14 protein-coding genes are annotated in these 17288 nt (G+C 69.8%); 7 read left to right on the top strand and 7 right to left on the bottom strand.

Annotated features, from left to right (window positions below):
* The 6 genes from yidC to AB8735_RS19505 all read left to right on the top strand — a co-directional run bounded on the left by yidC (position 1) and on the right by AB8735_RS19505 (position 5985).
* Positions 1-1107: a membrane protein insertase YidC gene (yidC, locus tag AB8735_RS19480; protein ID WP_344028638.1), complete on the top strand. Its 1107-nt coding sequence runs from the start codon at positions 1-3 to the stop codon at positions 1105-1107.
* A gap of 68 nt (positions 1108-1175) precedes the next feature.
* Positions 1176-1643, top strand: coding sequence for a R3H domain-containing nucleic acid-binding protein (locus AB8735_RS19485; protein WP_344029041.1), 468 nt, complete (start codon positions 1176-1178; stop codon positions 1641-1643).
* 145 nt (positions 1644-1788) lie between these two features.
* Positions 1789-2505 carry a 16S rRNA (guanine(527)-N(7))-methyltransferase RsmG gene (gene rsmG / locus AB8735_RS19490; protein WP_372408610.1) on the top strand — a complete coding sequence of 239 codons (717 nt, stop codon included), beginning with the start codon at positions 1789-1791 and terminating at the stop codon, positions 2503-2505.
* A 356-nt stretch (positions 2506-2861) separates the two neighbouring features.
* Positions 2862-3935, top strand: a complete 1074-nt coding sequence (locus AB8735_RS19495) for a ParA family protein (RefSeq protein ID WP_344028644.1) — start codon at positions 2862-2864, stop codon at positions 3933-3935.
* On the top strand, positions 3932-5059 hold the full coding sequence (locus tag AB8735_RS19500; protein WP_372408611.1) for a ParB/RepB/Spo0J family partition protein: 1128 nt from the start codon (positions 3932-3934) through the stop codon (positions 5057-5059). The genes AB8735_RS19495 and AB8735_RS19500 overlap by 4 nt, the downstream gene beginning before the upstream one ends.
* A gap of 308 nt (positions 5060-5367) precedes the next feature.
* Positions 5368-5985, top strand: a complete 618-nt coding sequence (locus AB8735_RS19505) for a GNAT family N-acetyltransferase (protein WP_199891965.1) — start codon at positions 5368-5370, stop codon at positions 5983-5985.
* A gap of 78 nt (positions 5986-6063) precedes the next feature.
* Here the strand turns inward: AB8735_RS19505 and trxA are convergent, their stop codons facing one another.
* The 7 genes from trxA to AB8735_RS19540 form a co-directional block, all read right to left on the bottom strand.
* Complete coding sequence (gene trxA, locus AB8735_RS19510; protein ID WP_344028650.1) at positions 6064-6390, bottom strand: thioredoxin; 327 nt, start codon at positions 6388-6390, stop codon at positions 6064-6066.
* 42 nt (positions 6391-6432) lie between these two features.
* Positions 6433-7401: a thioredoxin-disulfide reductase gene (trxB, locus tag AB8735_RS19515; protein ID WP_372408612.1), complete on the bottom strand. Its 969-nt coding sequence runs from the start codon at positions 7399-7401 to the stop codon at positions 6433-6435.
* Between the two features lie 117 nt (positions 7402-7518).
* A complete protein-coding gene (locus tag AB8735_RS19520) occupies positions 7519-8445 on the bottom strand; it encodes a hypothetical protein (RefSeq protein WP_372408613.1) in 927 nt (308 codons plus the stop codon).
* Complete coding sequence (gene sigM / locus AB8735_RS19525) at positions 8442-9155, bottom strand: RNA polymerase sigma factor SigM (RefSeq protein WP_344028660.1); 714 nt, start codon at positions 9153-9155, stop codon at positions 8442-8444. Before sigM ends, AB8735_RS19520 begins: the two co-directional genes overlap by 4 nt.
* Before the next feature lie 97 nt (positions 9156-9252).
* On the bottom strand, positions 9253-10923 hold the full coding sequence (locus AB8735_RS19530; RefSeq protein WP_372408614.1) for a protein kinase family protein: 1671 nt from the start codon (positions 10921-10923) through the stop codon (positions 9253-9255).
* A 109-nt stretch (positions 10924-11032) separates the two neighbouring features.
* The gene (murJ, locus tag AB8735_RS19535) at positions 11033-13243 is read right to left on the bottom strand and encodes a murein biosynthesis integral membrane protein MurJ (RefSeq protein ID WP_372408615.1); all 2211 of its coding nucleotides are present in this window, start codon (positions 13241-13243) and stop codon (positions 11033-11035) included.
* Positions 13244-13289: 46 nt separating this feature from the next.
* Positions 13290-15596 (bottom strand): DUF6049 family protein, encoded by a 2307-nt coding sequence (locus AB8735_RS19540; protein WP_372408616.1) that lies wholly within the window; start codon positions 15594-15596, stop codon positions 13290-13292.
* A 209-nt stretch (positions 15597-15805) separates the two neighbouring features.
* Here AB8735_RS19540 and AB8735_RS19545 point away from each other — a divergent pair, with 209 nt between their 5' ends.
* Complete coding sequence (locus tag AB8735_RS19545) at positions 15806-17278, top strand: CCA tRNA nucleotidyltransferase (protein ID WP_344028672.1); 1473 nt, start codon at positions 15806-15808, stop codon at positions 17276-17278.
* The last annotated feature ends 10 nt before the right edge of the window (positions 17279-17288 follow it).

Raw genomic sequence — 17288 nt, forward strand, 5'->3', positions numbered from 1 at the left:
GTGGACACGATCCTCGGTCCTCTCTATTACGCAGTTTCCTGGATCATCGTCCAGTTCCACTCGTTCTACAGCCTCATGTTCGACCGGAACAGCGGCTGGGCGTGGGGCCTGTCCATCGTCTCGCTGGTGGTGCTGATCCGCATCTGCCTGATCCCGCTCTTCGTGAAGCAGATCAAGGCGACGCGGAACATGCAGGCGCTCCAGCCGAAGATGAAGGCGATCCAGGAGCGCTACAAGAGCGACCGGCAGCGCCAGTCCGAAGAGATGATGAAGCTCTACAAGGAGACGGGCACCAACCCGCTCTCGAGCTGTCTCCCGATCCTGGCCCAGTCGCCCTTCTTCATCTCGCTGTACCAGGTCCTGAACCACATCGCTCAGGGCAAGACGGTCGGCGTCATCAACCAGGACCTGCTGTCCAGCGCCCGCCAGGCCCACATCTTCGGCGCCCCGCTGTCGGTGAAGTTCCTCGACAGCGCCAGCAAGATCGAGAAGCTGGGTTCGACCGTCACCGACGTCCGGGTCGTCACGGTCATCATGATCGTCCTGATGTCGCTGTCGCAGTTCTACACGCAGCGCCAGCTGATGACGAAGAACGTCGACCTCTCGGTGAAGACGCCGTTCATGCAGCAGCAGAAGATGCTGATGTACGTCTTCCCGATCATGTTCGCCGTCTTCGGCATCAACTTCCCGGTCGGTGTCCTCGTCTACTGGCTGACCACCAACGTGTGGACCATGTGCCAGCAGATGTACGTCATCCGCCGCAACCCGACCCCGGGCAGCCTCGCCTACACCCAGCGCCAGGAGCGTCTGAAGGCCAAGGGCAAGCTGAAGGAGGACCCGGCCGAGATCGCGGCGAAGGAGGCCGCCGAGGCCGCGCGGGCCTCCCGCCAGCAGCCCAAGCGGCAGACGAAGTCGAAGCGCCAGACCGGCCCGGCCACCGGCCAGGCCGGCAAGACCCCGGGCGGCCGCACCAGGGCCTCGTCCGGCAACGGCGCCCAGGAGTCGGAGGACGGCAAGCCGCAGCAGGGCGGTTCGTCCCGCGGTGCCAAGTCCGGCCAGCGCAAGGGCGGCCCCCAGCGGCCCAAGCACCCCTCGTCCAAGAAGTAATGAAGGAGTCCACTGTGACGGACACCCAGCACCAGACCAGTGCGGCCGCCGCCGAGGGCACCGACACGATGTCCCGCCTGGAGCAGGAGGGCGAGATCGCGGCCGACTACCTCGAGGGTCTGCTGGACATCGCCGACCTGGACGGCGACATCGACATGGACGTCGAGGCCGACCGGGCGTCGGTGTCGATCATCAGCGACTCGGCCGGCCGCGATCTGCAGAAGCTGGTGGGCCGTGACGGTGAGGTGCTGGAGGCGCTCCAGGAGCTGACCCGGCTGGCGGTCAACCGGGAGACCGGTGACCGCAGCCGTCTGATGCTCGACATCGCGGGCTTCCGGGCGCGCAAGCGCGAGGAGCTCGCCAAGCTGGGTGCGCAGGCCGTGGCGGACGCCAAGAGCAGTGGCCAGCCGGTCAAGCTCGCTCCGATGACGCCCTTCGAGCGCAAGGTCGTCCATGACGCGGTGGCCTCGGCGGGCCTGCGCAGCGAGTCCGAGGGCGAGGAGCCGCAGCGTCGCGTCGTCGTCCTGCCGGCGTGACCTGACCCCACTTCCCGGTAGGTACGGCCCCGTCTGCTCGCAGGCGGGGCCGATCCTTGTCAGCCTGACAGTCGGACTCCGGAGGGCGGAGGCCGCAGTGTCATCGATGTCGTCGATACAACGTGGTACGGAAGGACGGTTCACCGTGGAAGAGGCAGCGGAGCTCCCCCCGGCGCCCCCGGAGGCACGGGCGGTTTTCGGTGACCGCTTTCCGGACGCCGTTCGCTATGCCGAGCTGCTGGCCGACGCGGGCGTCCGGCGCGGTCTGATCGGCCCCCGGGAGGTTCCCCGGCTGTGGGAACGCCACCTGCTGAACTGTGCGGTGCTCTCCGAGGCCGTGCCCGAGGGCGTCTCCGTGTGCGACGTGGGCTCGGGCGCCGGGCTGCCGGGCATCCCGCTGGCACTGGTCCGTCCCGACCTCCAGATCACGCTGCTGGAGCCGCTGCTGCGGCGCACCACGTTCCTCTCCGAGGTCGTGGAGCTGCTCGGCCTGGACCATGTCACGGTCGTCCGCGGCCGGGCCGAGGAGGTGTTGGGCAAGCTCCAGCCGGTGCATGTGGTGACGGCGCGGGCGGTGGCCCCGTTGGACCGCCTCGCTGGCTGGGGCGTGCCGCTGCTGCGCCCGTACGGCGAGATGCTGGCCCTCAAGGGCGATACGGCCGAGGAGGAGCTCAAGGGCGCCCGGGCCGCGTTGAGCAAGCTCGGCGTCGAGCGGACCTCGGTGCTCCAGGTCGGCGAGGGCGTGGTGGACCCGCCGTCCACACTGGTGCGGGTCGAGGTCGGTGAGAGCCCGGGCGGTGTGCGCTTCGCGGCGAAGCGGGCCAAGGCGGCCAGGGTGAGCCGCTCGCGGCGCCGGCGCTGAACCAGCAGGTCCCCCGAGGCGTGCTCCATACAAGCTGACTGACGTACCCGTCACGGAGTGTCGCGGCGAGTGAGCGATGTGTCACATGCATCGTGTTTCACGTGAAACATCGCTCCTTGCTGCAGGGAATCATCGGCCGCGGCCGGGCGGCCGCGGCGCGCACTCCGATTTCCCGGGGGTCGACCCCCGGACCCCCGGTCGAAGCCGTAGGCCCGCTGAGCGCGCTGGACCGGCGACGCGAGGCGAATCCGGGTCATCGGCGGGCAGCCGGTGCCGTGGAGTCGTCACCGGTATCCACAGGCTCGGGGGATTCATCCACAGGGGAGCGGGCCTCACTGGTTCGCGACCCGGGAAACATGGCAGGCTCTCCACATCGCGAGCCTGATGTCGAGGAGAGTGAATCCTTGCGGTCCGACGCCAATATCGCGGGGCCGATGACCGATCCGGTCCCCGGTCCCCGCCCCGCCGACTCCGAACCGATGTCCCTTCCCGGGGATGCCGACGGGTCTGTTTCACGTGAAACCGTGCCGCACCCCGGGGCGGGAGGGGACATCCCACCCCAGATGCCACGGCCGGAGCAGACCCGGGTCATGGTGGTCGCCAACCAGAAGGGCGGGGTCGGCAAGACCACGACCACGGTGAACCTGGCCGCCTCGCTGGCGCTGCATGGCAACCGGGTGCTGGTGGTGGACCTCGACCCGCAGGGCAACGCTTCGACGGCGCTGGGCATCGACCACCACGCCGAGGTGCCGTCGATCTATGACGTGCTGGTGGACCAGAAGCAGCTCTCCGAGGTGGTCCAGCCCGTCCGCGATGTGGAGGGTCTCTTCTGCGCTCCCGCCACCATCGACCTGGCCGGTGCCGAGATCGAGCTCGTCTCCCTCGTGGCGCGTGAGAGCCGGCTGGACCGGGCCATCAAGGCGTATGAGCAGCCGCTGGACTACATCCTGATCGACTGTCCGCCTTCGCTGGGACTGCTGACGGTCAACGCCCTGGTCGCGGGCGCCGAGGTGCTGATCCCTATTCAGTGCGAGTACTACGCGCTGGAGGGCCTGGGGCAGCTGCTGCGGAACGTCGAGCTCGTCCGGGGTCATCTGAACCCCAAGCTGCATGTGTCGACAATCCTGTTGACCATGTACGACGGGCGGACGCGGCTCGCCTCCCAGGTGGCCGACGAGGTGCGCAGCCACTTCGGCCAGGAGGTGCTCAGGACGAGCATCCCGCGCTCGGTCCGCATCTCCGAGGCTCCCAGCTACGGCCAGACGGTGCTCACCTACGACCCGGGCTCCAGCGGTGCGCTGTCGTACCTGGAGGCCGCCCGGGAGATCGCGCTCCGGGGAGTCGGCGTGCGGTACGACGGCGAAAGGGCCCATATGGTGGGCCGTCAGCAACAGCATGACCAGCACAGCATGTCGGAGGGGCTGCAGTGAGCGAGCGACGTAGAGGACTGGGCCGTGGGCTCGGTGCACTGATCCCGGCGGCGCCCAAGGGGGCGGAGATCGGTACACCTGCGATGAGCCCCGGGGCGACGTCGCCCACCGCGATGCCGCTGCTGACCGCAGACCGGCTGGCAGCGACGCAGGTCGCCGAGAAGGAGCTGGGCACCACCGGGGTGGCCGGTCCCGTCGTGGCCGAGGCGCCCGCTGCGCGGAAGCCCGCGGCCGACGAGACGGTGGCGGGGGCGCACTTCGCGGAGCTTCCGCTGGACTCCATCACTCCCAATCCGCGGCAGCCCCGTGAGGTGTTCGACGAGGACGCCCTGGCCGAGCTGGTCGCCTCGATCCGCGAAGTGGGGCTCCTCCAGCCTGTCGTCGTCCGGCAGCTGGGCCCCGAGCGCTACGAGCTCATCATGGGCGAGCGGCGCTGGCGGGCCTGCCGTGAGGCCGGTCTGGAGAAGATTCCCGCCATCGTCCGGGCCACGGAGGACGAGAAGCTTCTCCTGGACGCTCTGCTGGAGAACCTCCACCGCGCCCAGCTCAACCCGCTGGAGGAGGCCGCGGCTTACGACCAGCTGCTCAAGGACTTCTCCTGCACGCACGACGAGCTCGCCGACCGCATCGGCCGCTCACGTTCCCAGGTCTCCAACACCCTCCGGCTGCTGAAGCTCTCGCCGGAGGTGCAGCTGCGGCTCGCCTCCGGAGTGCTCTCCGCCGGTCATGGCCGGGCGCTGCTCTCGGTCGATGACGCGGAGGAGCAGGAGAAGCTCGCCCGCCGCATCGTGGCGGAGGGTCTCTCCGTGCGTTCGGTGGAAGAGATCGTCCAGCTGATGGGATCGCGGACGAAGAAGTCCGCGAAGGCCAAGGGGCCGCGGGCGGGTGCCCGGGTCTCCCCGGCGCTGAGCGATCTGGCGTCGCGGCTGTCGGACCGCTTCGACACCCGGGTGAAGGTCGACCTGGGGCAGAAGAAGGGGAAGATCGTGGTCGAGTTCGCCTCGATCGACGACCTGGAGCGGATCCTGGGCACCCTCGCTCCCGGTGAGGGCGGAGTGCTGGAGCAGAAGCTCTCCGAGGACGTCTCCGACGAGGCAGCGTCCGATGAGGGCATGGGCCGGTAAGCGCCCTTCTCGTTCCCCCGGGGCGGCTTGTGTTTCACGTGAAACACAAGCCGCCCCTTTGCCTTTGTCGGCTGTCGGCCCAATCGCCGTGTGGATACGATGCGTTGAGGTATGGCACAACCACGTCGGACACGCTGTCGCAGTTCACGGAGGGGCGGGGCCATGCGAACGGTGAGCCGGACCGGATGGGTGGCGACGGGGCTGGGCCTCGGAGTGATCGGCGGGTTCGTCGGCGGCCTGCTCAGGGAGCGCAATGTGCTGAGCGCCGCCCGGGACGCGGCACGCGTAGGAAGTGAGGAACTGGCTCGATGGGGCGTCGGCTCGTACCGCTCACTCTGGACAATCTCCCGGACCTCCCGAAGCGCTGTCGCGCCTGCGTCTTCTGGGAGCTGGACCCCGTCAGCGGTGAGGCCGCGCTGAGAGCCGGCCGTCCGGAGCTGGAAAAAGAAGCCTGGATCTCGGCCGTGCTGCTGGAGTGGGGCTCGTGCGGTCGCGTCGTCTACGTCGATGACGAACCGGTCGGTTTCGTGCTCTACGCGCCTCCGGCGTATGTGCCCCGGTCCACGGCCTTCCCCACCAGCCCGGTGGCCGCGGATGCGGTGCAATTGACCACTGCCTGGCTGATGCCGCGCTTCCAGGGACAGGGACTCGGCCGGGTGATGGTGCAGACCGTCGCCAAAGATGTGCTCCGACGGGGATTCAAGGCCATCGAGGCCTTCGGCGACGCCCGTTGGAAGGAGCCGGCATGTGTACTGCCGGCGGAGCACCTGCTGGCGGTCGGTTTCAAGACCGTACGGCAGCATCCCCGCTATCCGAGGCTGCGGCTGGAACTCCGTTCGGCGCTCTCCTGGAAGGAGGACGTCGAGCTGGCGCTGGACCGGTTGCTCGGAGCGGTCCAGAAGGAGCCCGCGCTGAGGCCGCTGTGAGCATGAAGCAGGGGCTGTCCCAAGCGGGACAGCCCCTGCTTCATGCTCGCCGTTTCACGTGAAACAGCGATCGCGTTCTCAGCGACCGATGAACTCGTCCAGGTCGCGCTCCAGCGCCGCCTTCGGCTTGGCACCGACGATCGTCTTGACGACCTCGCCGCCCTTGTAGACGTTGATGGTCGGGATCGACATGACGCCGTACTTGGCGGCGGTGGTGGGGTTCTCGTCGATGTTGAGCTTGACGACCTCGAGCTTGTCGCCGTGCTCGGCGGCGATGGCCTCGAGCGAGGGAGCGATCTGGCGGCACGGACCGCACCACTCGGCCCAGAACTCCAGCAGGACGGGCTTGTCGCTCTTCAGGACGTCCTCGTCGAAGGACGCGTCGGTCACGGCCTTGAGAGCCATTGTGCGGTCTCCTTGGATCTTTTTGTGCGGAGGGGGGGTTGGTCAGGCGCTCTGCTCGGGCTCGCGGGCGTTCACGCCGTCGCCGAGGGCGGCGAGGAAGCGCTCCGCGTCCAGGGCGGCGGAGCAGCCGGTGCCCGCGGCGGTGATCGCCTGGCGGTAGGTGTGGTCCACGACGTCACCGGCGGCGAAGACACCGGTGAGGTTGGTCCGGGTGGTGGGGGACTCGACCTTGAGGTAGCCCTCGTCGTCCAGCTCCAGCTGGCCCTTGAAGAGCTCGGTGCGGGGGTCGTGGCCGACGGCGATGAAGAGACCCTCGACCGCCAGCTCGGAGGTATCACCCGTCTTGACGTCGCGCAGGGTCAGCCCGGAGAGCTTGTTCTCACCGTGGATCTCGGCGATCTCGCTGTTCCAGGCGAAGGAGATCTTCGGGTCGGCGAAGGCACGGTCCTGCATGGCCTTGCTCGCGCGCAGGACGTCACGGCGGTGGACGATGGTGACGGTCCTGGCGAAGCGGGAGAGGAAGGTGGCCTCCTCCATCGCGGTGTCGCCGCCGCCGACCACGACGATGTCCTTGTCCTTGAAGAAGAACCCGTCGCAGGTGGCGCACCAGGAGATGCCACGGCCGGACAGCTCGTCCTCGCGGGGCAGGCCCAGCTTGCGGTGCTGGGAGCCGGTGGCGACGATGACGGCCTTGGCGCGGTGGACGGTGCCGGCGGAGTCGGTGACCGTCTTGATGTCCTCGCTGAGGTCGACCGCCGTGATGTCGTCGGGGATCAGCTCGGCGCCGAAGCGCTCGGCCTGGGCCCGCATGTTGTCCATGAGGTCGGGGCCCATGATGCCCTCGCGGAAGCCCGGGAAGTTCTCCACGTCGGTGGTTTCCATCAGCGCGCCACCGGCGGTCACGGAGCCCTCGAAGACCAGTGGCTTGAGGGAGGCGCGGGCGGTGTAGAGCGCCGCCGTGTAGCCCGCGGGCCCGGAGCCGATGATGATCACGTTGCGGACGTCGCTCACTGGTTTCTTCCTTGTCTCTGCCGACTGCTGCCTGGTCTTTGCTGGGTCTCACCCCACCCAACGGATCCTACGGGGCGAGCATTCCCCCAGAAGCATCGCAGCGGCCGGGGAGACGGCTCAGGAACGGGCGACCGTCTGGTTCACCAGGACCTTTCCCGGGTTGCCGGGTGATGAGGCGGCACAGTCCGCCGCGACGACGTAGACGTCAACGAGCGAGTCGTCGCCGGAGTGCGCGAAGACGACCAGATAGGTGTCCGTTCCGGTGAACCGCTCCTGGCGTGTGGCGAGTGCCGATTCGGGGCGGCCGATGGCCTGCTGCACACAGTTCGGGGCGGTGGTCCCGGAGGCCTGGAAGGGTACCGTCTCCGTGCTGTCCTGGGCCCGCATGCCCCGGCTCTCGCCGGACTTCAGGTCCTTGAGGACATTGTCGACACGAGCCTTGAGTTCCGTCACGGCGATCGCCGACGGAGTCGCCCGCCCCGGGGCGGGCGTGGCACTGTCGCCTCCGCCGCTCCCGCCCTGGAGGAGGACGGTGCCCACACCGAGGGCCGCGGCGGCGCAGGCGGTGCCGATCAGCATCCCGGTCCAGCGTCGGGTGCGGGGGGTTCGGGAATCCCGGGGGCCGGGGGTCCGGCGGCCCGGGCCGGTGGCTGCGCGGGGGCAGCCGGCGGGGCGATCGGCCGTCACCGTTTCACGTGAAACGAGGTCCGCTGTTTCACGTGAAACATGTTCGTCGGACCGCGGCGCCGTTTCACGTGAAACAGCGGCTGCCTCGGTCTGCGGGGAGGTCGCGTCGAGCAGCGCCTCGGCCGCCAGAGCCGCGTCGATCCGCCCTGCGACGTCCGCCGGCATCCTGACGGGGCCCGGAAGGGTGCCCAGCAGCCCCCTGATCTCGTCGAGCGAGACGCGTACGTCGTCGCAGATCACACAGTCCGCGAGGTGCTCCCGCAGATCCGCGGTGCGTGCAGGAGAGAGGATCCCCTCGGTGAGTGCGGAGATCTCCGCGACCTCCGGGTGCCCGTCCGTGCCGGTCGTCGAGGTCACGCTCGTCCACCTCCGCCCTTCACTGGATCCACGTCACTCTGTCCTGCCGGTGGTGGGACGGACGTCCCCTGCGACCGGTTCCTTTCCCGCTCGGCGGGAGGGCTACCCCTGCCGTCGGGACGCAGATGGGTGAGCATCGGCAGCAGCCTGGCCCGTGCTCTGGCGCAACGGCTCTTCACGGTGCCGACGGGGATGTTCAGTACGGCGGCCGCCTCCGCTACGGGATAGCCCTGCATGTCGACCAGCACCAGGACGGCCCGTTGGTCGGGCGGGAGGGTGGCCAGGGCGCCGAGCAACTCGCGGTGGAGGTCCCCGCGTTCCGCGGGCTCGGCCGCGGACTCATGGGGCTCCAGCAGGTGTTCCAGCTTCTCGGTCTCCACGAGAGGCGAGGTCCGCCGGGCGGCCGCCTTGCGGGCACGGTCCAGGCAGGCGTTCACGGTGATGCGGTGCAGCCAGGTGGTGACGGCGGACTGGCCACGGAAGGTGTGCGCGGCCCGGTAGGCGGAGACGAGGGCGTCCTGGACGGCGTCCGCGGCCTCTTCGCGATCGCCGAGGGTACGCAGGGCCACGGCCCAGAGCCGGTCCCTGTGGCGCCGCACGATCTCGCCGAAGGCGTCGGGGTCGCCGGCGACGTGCCGGGCGAGCAGCTCGCCGTCGCTGCTGCCCGCCGGTGTCCCCCGCTGTCGTGCTTCTTCTCCGATTGCACTCACCCCGCCCTGAGAGCGCTCTGTGCCGCGCGTGGACCGCTGTTGAGAACAACTTAGAGAGGAGGGGGATCCGCTGGGTAGGGGCAGCGGACCTCCGGGGTCAACGGCCCAAGAACCGCACGTCGCTGATGCCCTGCTTGTAGCCGGGCTTGCTGAAGTCCTTTTCGCCGCTGTACGGCAGGGCCGTGATCCACACCAGGACGTAGCGCGTCTTGACCGTGCTCTTGGCGGAGAGCTTCGCCAGGGTCCCGTTCTCGGTGACCTCGGACAGCTTCTTCATCTTGCTCACCGGCGTGGATGTGATCAGGCTGTCCGTGGCGTAGAGCGTGATCTTGGTGCCGCCCTCGTCGCGCAGGCGGATCTTCGCCTCGGAAAGCTGCTGCTCCTTGCCGAGGTCGTAGATGATGCCCACGCCCTCCTTGTAGGCGTTGGGTGCCAGCTGGTCATTGAAGGACCGTGTGCGCCAGACAGGTCCGCTGCCCTTGCCGTAGGTGAACCGAACCTTGTCGGGGCTCTGTTCAGCGCCGTCCGGCGCGTACTCGTGGGCGCCCTTGATCGGCAGCTTGTGGACGGCCGGCTTGTTCGGGGAGCCGCCGTCCGAGGTCTGCGAGTGGTGTGTGTCGTCGTCCTTGTCGATGCGCTTCAGCAGCGTGTCCGCGAGCTGCCAGCTGCCGAGGCCCAACGCGGCGATGAGCAGCGACGACACGATCCACTTGATGGCCGTGCCGGTGCGGCTCTGCAGCGGGGGCGGCGGGGGGACCGGAGCCGGGTGGGCCGTCTGCGGTCCGTAACCGCCGGGCTGGGGCCGGGGATAGGACGGGGCGGCGGTGAAGGGCGTCTCCGGCGGTCGGATGCGCGGCATGGCCGCGACCGCCTTGGCGAGCTCCTCCGGGGTGGTGCAGGGCTCTTCCTGGCCCTTGGCCGTGAGTGCCCGCATCGTCAGCTGGGAGAGCCCTCGGTGGACACCCGCGCGCACCTGGTCCGGTGCGATCAGGCCGACGCCCTTGGGCAGTCCCGCCAGGCCGTGCGCATGGCCCTCGTAGGGCCAGCGCTGGGTGAGTGCCGCGTACAGCAGGGCGCCGATGGCCTCGGTGTCGGTGCGCTGAGGGGAATCGGAGGTGATGCCGCGCAAGGCGGCCATGACGGCCAGGCCCCGGATGCGGTACTGGCCGCTGCCGGTGCGCAGGACGGAACCGGGCCCCAGTCGGAGATGGGCGAGGCCCTCCCGATGGGCCGCCGACATGGCCTGGGACACCTGGCTCACGAGCTGGTAGGCGTCGAAGGGCTCCATGGGCCCGGCCGCGAGGACCGCGGTGAGCTCCGTGGCGTCGGGCAGCCACTCGTGGACGACGTAGACGAGGTCGTTCTCCTCGACCGCGTCGAGGACCTGGACGAAGCGCGGGTCGCCGAGCAGCGCCGCGGAGCGGGCGGCGGCGAGCACCGAGCGGGCCCGGGGATGGTCGGCGGGCAGCAGATGGACTCCGACGGCCCGGCGCAGCTTCTCGTCGACGGCGCGCCAGCTGCTGAATCCCTCCAGACGGGTGACGCACTCCTCGAGGCGGTACCGTCCGGCGAGCTTGTGCCCGCTGTGCAGCTCTGTCGGCTGATCGGCGCGCGCGGTCCCGTCGGGCTCCGTGCGCCCGTCGTCCTCGTGCGCGCCGACGACGTCCTTCTGGGTCTTCGCGGCCTCCGTGCCGTCGGCCGTGGCCTCGCCCGCCTTGGCGGCGCTGCTGTCTGCCACGTCGACGGCAGCCGTGCTCCGTTCCGCCACCGTCGTTCCTGCCTCCCCGTCCGTTGCACCCTGTCCGCGGCCAAGACAATTGTGCCCACACTCCGTCGCCCTGCACGACACGCGACGATGGGCGAAGGTTGCGCTCCGGTCAGCGTCCCAGGCGGCCCCGGACCATGCCGACCATGGCGGTCAGCTCCTCGACGCGCATGCGCTTTGCAGCGGCGTAGAAGACGCCGAGCAGCAGCACACCACCGCCGACCAGGGCGGCGAGCGAGCCGATCACGCCGCTGCCCAGGACCTGCCCGATGCCGTAGGCGGCCGCACCGCCGATGAGCGTGGCCGGGATGCATGCGCCTGCCAGGCGGGCGTAGGTCCGCACCACGCGCGCGCCGTCCAGGTCTCCCCCGAGCCGGTTCCGCAGTCGGCGCCAGGCGACACCGACGCCGACTGCGTAGCCCAGGCCGTAGGACGCGGCCATGCCTGCCACGGCCCAGCGGGCCGGCAGGACGTAGTAGCTCAGCGCCGCTCCGGCCGCATTGACGGCGGCGACGATCACCGTGTTGTAGAAGGGGGTGCGGGTGTCCTCGTAGGCGTAGAAACCACGCAGGATCACATACTGGGCGGAGTAGGGAATGAGGCCGATACCGAACGCCATCAGGATGTACCCGATGTTGGTGGCTCCACCTCCCCCGGTGCCGCCGGAGAACATCAGAGTCGCCATCGGGATGCCGAGCGCGAGGAAGGCGAAGGCACAGGGCACGATGGCGACGGCCGACGTGCGGAGCCCGTGCGAGAGGTCGTCGCGGACCGCCGAGGCGTCTCCGTCGTGGGCCGCCCGGGAGATCCGGGGGAGCACCGCCGTCATCACGGAGACGGTGATGATGGCCTGCGGCATCTGCCAGAGCTGGAGCGCGAAGTTGTAGCCGGTGATACCGGTGCCCTTGTGGCCCGCATGTTCCGCCAGAGCACCGGCCTTGGTGGCCAGCCGGGTGACGACGACCATGCCGAGCTGGTTGACGAGGACGAAGAAGAACGTCCACTTGGCCAGGCCCATGGCCTTGCCCAGGCCCTGACCGCGCCAGTCGAAGCGCGGCCGGATCCGGAAGCCCGCCTCGCGCAGGTAGGGCAGCATCGCCAGGGCCTGGACGACGAGACCGAGCAGGGTGCCGATGCCGAGGAGGCGGACGCCCTCTGCCGGAATGGTGCTGGAGTTGACGTCGGTCGTGGAGGACGTACCGAAGGCCCAGATGAAGGCGCCGAAGGTGGCGATGATGATGATGTTGTTGAGGACCGGGGTCCACATCATCGCCCCGAACCGGCCCCGTGCGTTGAGGATCTGGCCGAGGACGACGTGCACGCCCATGAAGAACATCGTGGGCAGGCAGTAGCGGGCGAAGGCGACCGCCACGTCCAGCTTGGCCGGATCCGAGGCGGCGTCACCCATCATCAGCTTGATGAAGAGCGGCGCTCCGAGCACACACACGGTGGTCACGCCGGCCATCAGCACCACGACCAGCGTGAGCAGGCGGTTGGCGTATGCCTCGCCGCCGTCCTCGTCGTTCTTCATGGCGCGGACCAGCTGCGGAATGAAGACCGCGTTGAGCGCGCCGCCCCCGACGAGGATGTAGATCATCGTCGGCAGGGTGTTGGCGACCTGGTAGCCGTCGTTGAGGGTGCCGACGCCGATGGCGGCGGCCATGACGAGGTTCCGGGCGAAGCCCAGGACGCGGGACACCATGGTTCCGGCCGCCATTACGGCACTGGACTTCAGCAGGCTGGCCGCCCGCCCGCCCTTCGCCGGGGCGGGTGCCGTCGCCTGCGCCGACGGCATCTCCTCCGGCTCGGGTTCCGAGAGCGGCTCGGCCGACGGAACCTGCGATGGGGTGGGAAGGGGACTGTAGTGACCTGGCGCCGGGATCTGCTGACCCGCCGGGCGTTGCGGCTCGTACGGCTGCTGCTGGTCGCGGTAGAGATGCGCGAACGCGTCGCGCTGCGGAGGCTCCGGGGTGTGGCCCGCGAGACCGTCCACGCCGATCAGCTGGGTCGCCGCATCGTCGTCGGGGGCGTAGGCGGGGCCACCGGCCCCGGGTACCGGCGCGGCCGGCCACGGCTGCTGCTGGTATCCCTGCTGCGGGTAGGCGGGGCCGGGCGGAGGCACCGGTCCTCCGCCGTGCGGCGGGATGAGCTGGGTGCGGTCCAGGTCGGCCGGATCCTGGCTGGCGTACGCGTCGCGCAGGTACGGATCCTGGGCGTACGGGCCCGGGCGCGGCGGCTCCTGGGCACCGGGCGGCGGCGGGTACTGGTCCCGTCGGTCCCCGCCCGCGCCCTGGCCGCGGTCACCGTCGTACGGCGCGTTCATCGCTAACCCACCTCATCCGTCCGCGGCCGACCGGCCCCACGACACGTCAACGTTCCACTTTCTCACCCGGGCCGGAGGGCCGACCGCTCCGCTTTCCGGTGTCCGCCGCCGGGTCCCCCGGCTGCTCGGGCTCGTCGCTGCCGGGCCCGTCCGCCGAGGGGCCTTCACCGCCGGGGCCGTCCCCGGCCGGCTCGCGGCCCCCCGAGCGCTTGCGCTTGAGGTAGATGCGGAGCCCCGCGAGGACCAGGAGGAACACTCCACCGGCGATGACCAGCAGCACCATAAGGGTGACGGAGGTGACATGCACAGTGAACTCCACGGCGTCACCGACCGGCTGGTTGTCGGCAGTGTAGAGCTGGGCCTTCAACCTGACCGGACCGTTGGCGTAGGCCCGGGTCTCGAACTTCACCGACTGGCTGTGCCCGCCCTCGATCTTGACCGGCTGCTCGCTCTCCACCTTCAGACGGTTGGGCTGGGTGGATTCCAGGCGCAGCTTCAGCCCGGTGACGCCCTGGAGCAGTCCGTTCTTCACGGTCACCGGGATCGTCGCGCTGCGTCCGGAGAGTGTCGCGTCGGACTTCTCGACGAGCTTGACCTGCTGGGTGAGGGTGGTGAGATTCGAGGCGACTTCCTCGCGGAAGTCCGCAGCGCCTGCCGCGTCGCCCCGCCACGACGTGGACATCTCGCGCATGATCGCGCTGCCGAAGGGGATGACCACGCGCTCCGGGGAGGTCAGGATGACCTTGAAGCCGTCCAGGGACTTCTGGGTCCTGTAGATGGTCGTGAAGGCCTCGGCGGACAGTTCCTGGGACCGCAGCGAGTCCGGGTAGGCGCCGGATCCGGGGACGTGGCGGTTGGCCGCCGGGTCGGGCTTGGCCTTGGCCGCGTCCTCGAGGGCGAGTGGCTGGGTCCAGCGCCCGTCGGAGAGACCGCCGAGTGCCGCCGCCATCGCCTGGGCCTGGCTGGTGGTGGGCAGGCGCTGCGGGGCGACGACGATGCTCCGCTCGTTCTCCGGCGCCTGCTTGTTGACCATGAGGCTCTGGGCGAGGAACCGCTGCACCGCGAGCGAGGCGTCGCCCGCGCGCGTCAGGTCGCCCTCGAAGGCGGTGGAGAGCCGGGCGTCCGCCACGACGGCGGTGTTCCCGCCGCCGATCTGCCGGGCCGCCGTGGGGGCGTACGGGGAGCCGTCGGGCTCCCGGAGGCTGTCGCTGCGGGCGATGATGTTGCGGGCGCCGGCCGAGGTGGCGACGTCGACGATGGAGGGGTCGATGGCTCCGTCGACCGGCCAGGCGAAGTCGGTGCGCGGCTTGACCTGGAGGATGGTGTCCACGGTGGTCGCGGCGAGCTCCGTGGCCGACTGGAGGTGGCCCAGCGTGCCGGGGACGTTCTTGCCGCGGTGGGCGAGCGAGGCCAGGTCGGGGTCGGCGAAGGGCAGCGCCACGACCTGGTGGCCGTTCACGGCGGCCTGGAGCTGGCCGAGCCACTGCTTGGCGACCGCCTGGCCCTGGCCCGGGGTGTTCTCCCCGTCGGGGCCGGTGATCTGGTAGCGCTTGGTCATGGCCTCGACGGTCGCCAGCAGGTCGGGGTCGATCACCCAGGTCACCGGCAGGTTCTTGCCGAGGGAGACGAGCTGCTGGAGGCGCCCGCCCGGTGCCAGCTCCGCGGCGAGGTCGTCGTTGGGGAAGACCGGCGTCTGCTGCTGGTCCGACTCGGTGCGGCCGGTGAGACGGGTGCTGGAGATCAGCGGCCAGAGGAAGGTGAGCTTCGTCTTCTTGCCGTCCGTGCCGGAGGGCTGCCACGGCAGCAGGGTCCGGCGGATGCCGAGCACCCGCTCGTAGGGCTGCTCGGCGGTCTGTCCGGAGAGCGAGACGCCCAGCTGGTAGACGCCGTCCCGGTCGAGGTTCAGGTCTTTCGCCGGCAGGGTCAGGCTGAACTCGCGGCTGACCCCCGGCTGCAGCTTGCCGATCTTCTGCGTGTGGCCGTTCAGCTCGGCGCCGTCCGTGCCGGGGGAGAAGGACGTCCGGTCACCGATGTCGTCGATCTCGCTGCGTGTGGAGAGCAGTGGGCCCACGCGCAGTCCGACGTGGCCGCCGGTGACCGTCGCCCTGCTCTTGTTGGTGACGGTGCCCGAGATCGTGATCTTGTCGTTCTGTGTCGGGGCGCCCGGTGTGAGGGTGTCGATCGAGACCCCGACCGTCCGGGAGCCCCCCGCTTCCGCCCGGGCGGCGGGGGCGGACGGCAATTGGATCATTCCGAGGAACACCAGCAACCCGGTGAGCACCGTCGCGATGTGCCGGAACCGCCGGAGGGCAGGAGCGGGTGTCGTCCCCTGGAACTCTGCCGCTTCGGCCACGCGCTCGCCCGTCCCTCGTCGTCGTCAGTGGTCGTCGGATGTGCGTCCACGAATGGTAACGAGGCGCGCTGTGCCGAAGTGCTGCGGACCGCAGCACATGATCACCTGCTGCGGCCCCCGGCCAGGCCACGAGCGGTTTATGAAGCGCCTCACACACCCGTCCTCATCGAGGACGTCTATCGGCCCCCGGCCACGTACCCTCTTCTGTTGTGCCGAACGCCAACAACAGCCAGCCCACGCCGTCGAACGAACTCAGCCACGTGCAGCGCCGTGCCGTGAGCGAGCTCCTGCGGGTGTCCCCCGTCGCCGACGACCTCGCCCGCCGCTTCCGGGACGCCGGGTTCACGCTCGCCCTGGTCGGCGGATCGGTGAGGGACGCGCTGCTCGGCCGTCTCGGCAACGACCTGGACTTCACGACGGATGCCCGGCCCGACGAGGTGCTCAAGATCGTCCGGCCCTGGGCGGACGCGCTCTGGGAGGTCGGCATCGCCTTCGGGACCGTCGGCTGCCGGAAGTCCGGTTTCGATCTTGAAATCACGACTTATCGGTCGGAGGCCTACGACCGGACCTCGCGCAAGCCGGAGGTCTCCTACGGCGAATCCATCGAGGAGGACCTGGTCCGCCGCGACTTCACGGTCAACGCCATGGCCGTGGCCCTTCCGGAGAAGGAGTTCATCGACCCGCACAACGGGCTCGAGGACCTCGCCGCACGGGTCCTGCGCACTCCCGGCACCCCGGAGGAGTCCTTCTCCGACGACCCGCTGCGCATGATGCGGGCCGCGCGCTTCGCCGCCCAGCTCGATTTCGAGGTGGCTCCCGAGGTCGTCACGGCGATGAAGGAGATGGCGGGTCGGCTGGAAATCGTCTCCGCCGAGCGGGTCCAGGGCGAGCTGAACAAGCTGATCCTCTCCGGCCACCCCCGCAAGGGGCTCCGGCTCCTCGTCGACACCGGTCTGGCCGCGCTCGTCCTCCCCGAGCTGCCGGCCCTCCGGCTGGAGAGCGACGAGCACCACCGTCACAAGGACGTCTACGAGCACACCCTCACCGTCCTCGACCAGGCCATCGCCCTGGAGGCCCCGCGCGACGAGCCCGGGGGCGGTCCCGACCTGGTGCTGCGCCTGGCGGCGCTGCTGCACGACATCGGCAAGCCGAAGACCCGCCGGTTCGAGAAGGACGGCCGGGTCTCCTTCCACCACCACGAGGTGGTCGGCGCGAAGCTGACCAAGTCCCGGATGACCAAGCTCAAGTACTCCAACGACCTGGTGAAGGACGTCTCGAAGCTCGTCGAGCTGCACCTGCGGTTCCATGGCTACGGCACGGGCGAGTGGACGGACTCGGCCGTGCGGCGCTACGTCCGGGACGCGGGCCCTCTGCTCGACCGGCTGCACAAGCTGACCCGGTCCGACTGCACGACCCGCAACAAGCGCAAGGCCAAGGCGCTCTCCGACGCCTACGACGGGCTGGAGCGGCGCATCGCCGACCTCCAGGAGAAGGAGGAGCTGGACGCGATCCGGCCGGATCTCGACGGCAACGAGATCATGCAGATCCTGGAGATCGGCCCCGGTCCGCAGGTCGGCAAGGCGTACCAGCACATGCTGGAGCTCCGGCTGGAGAACGGCCCGATGGAGCGCGACGAGGCCGTCGCCCAGCTGAAGCGCTGGTGGGACGCCCAGCAGGGCTGAGCGGGACCGG

Origin of the sequence: Streptomyces luteireticuli (assembly GCF_041519305.1) — a bacterium.
Taxonomy (GTDB): domain Bacteria; phylum Actinomycetota; class Actinomycetes; order Streptomycetales; family Streptomycetaceae; genus Streptomyces; species Streptomyces luteireticuli.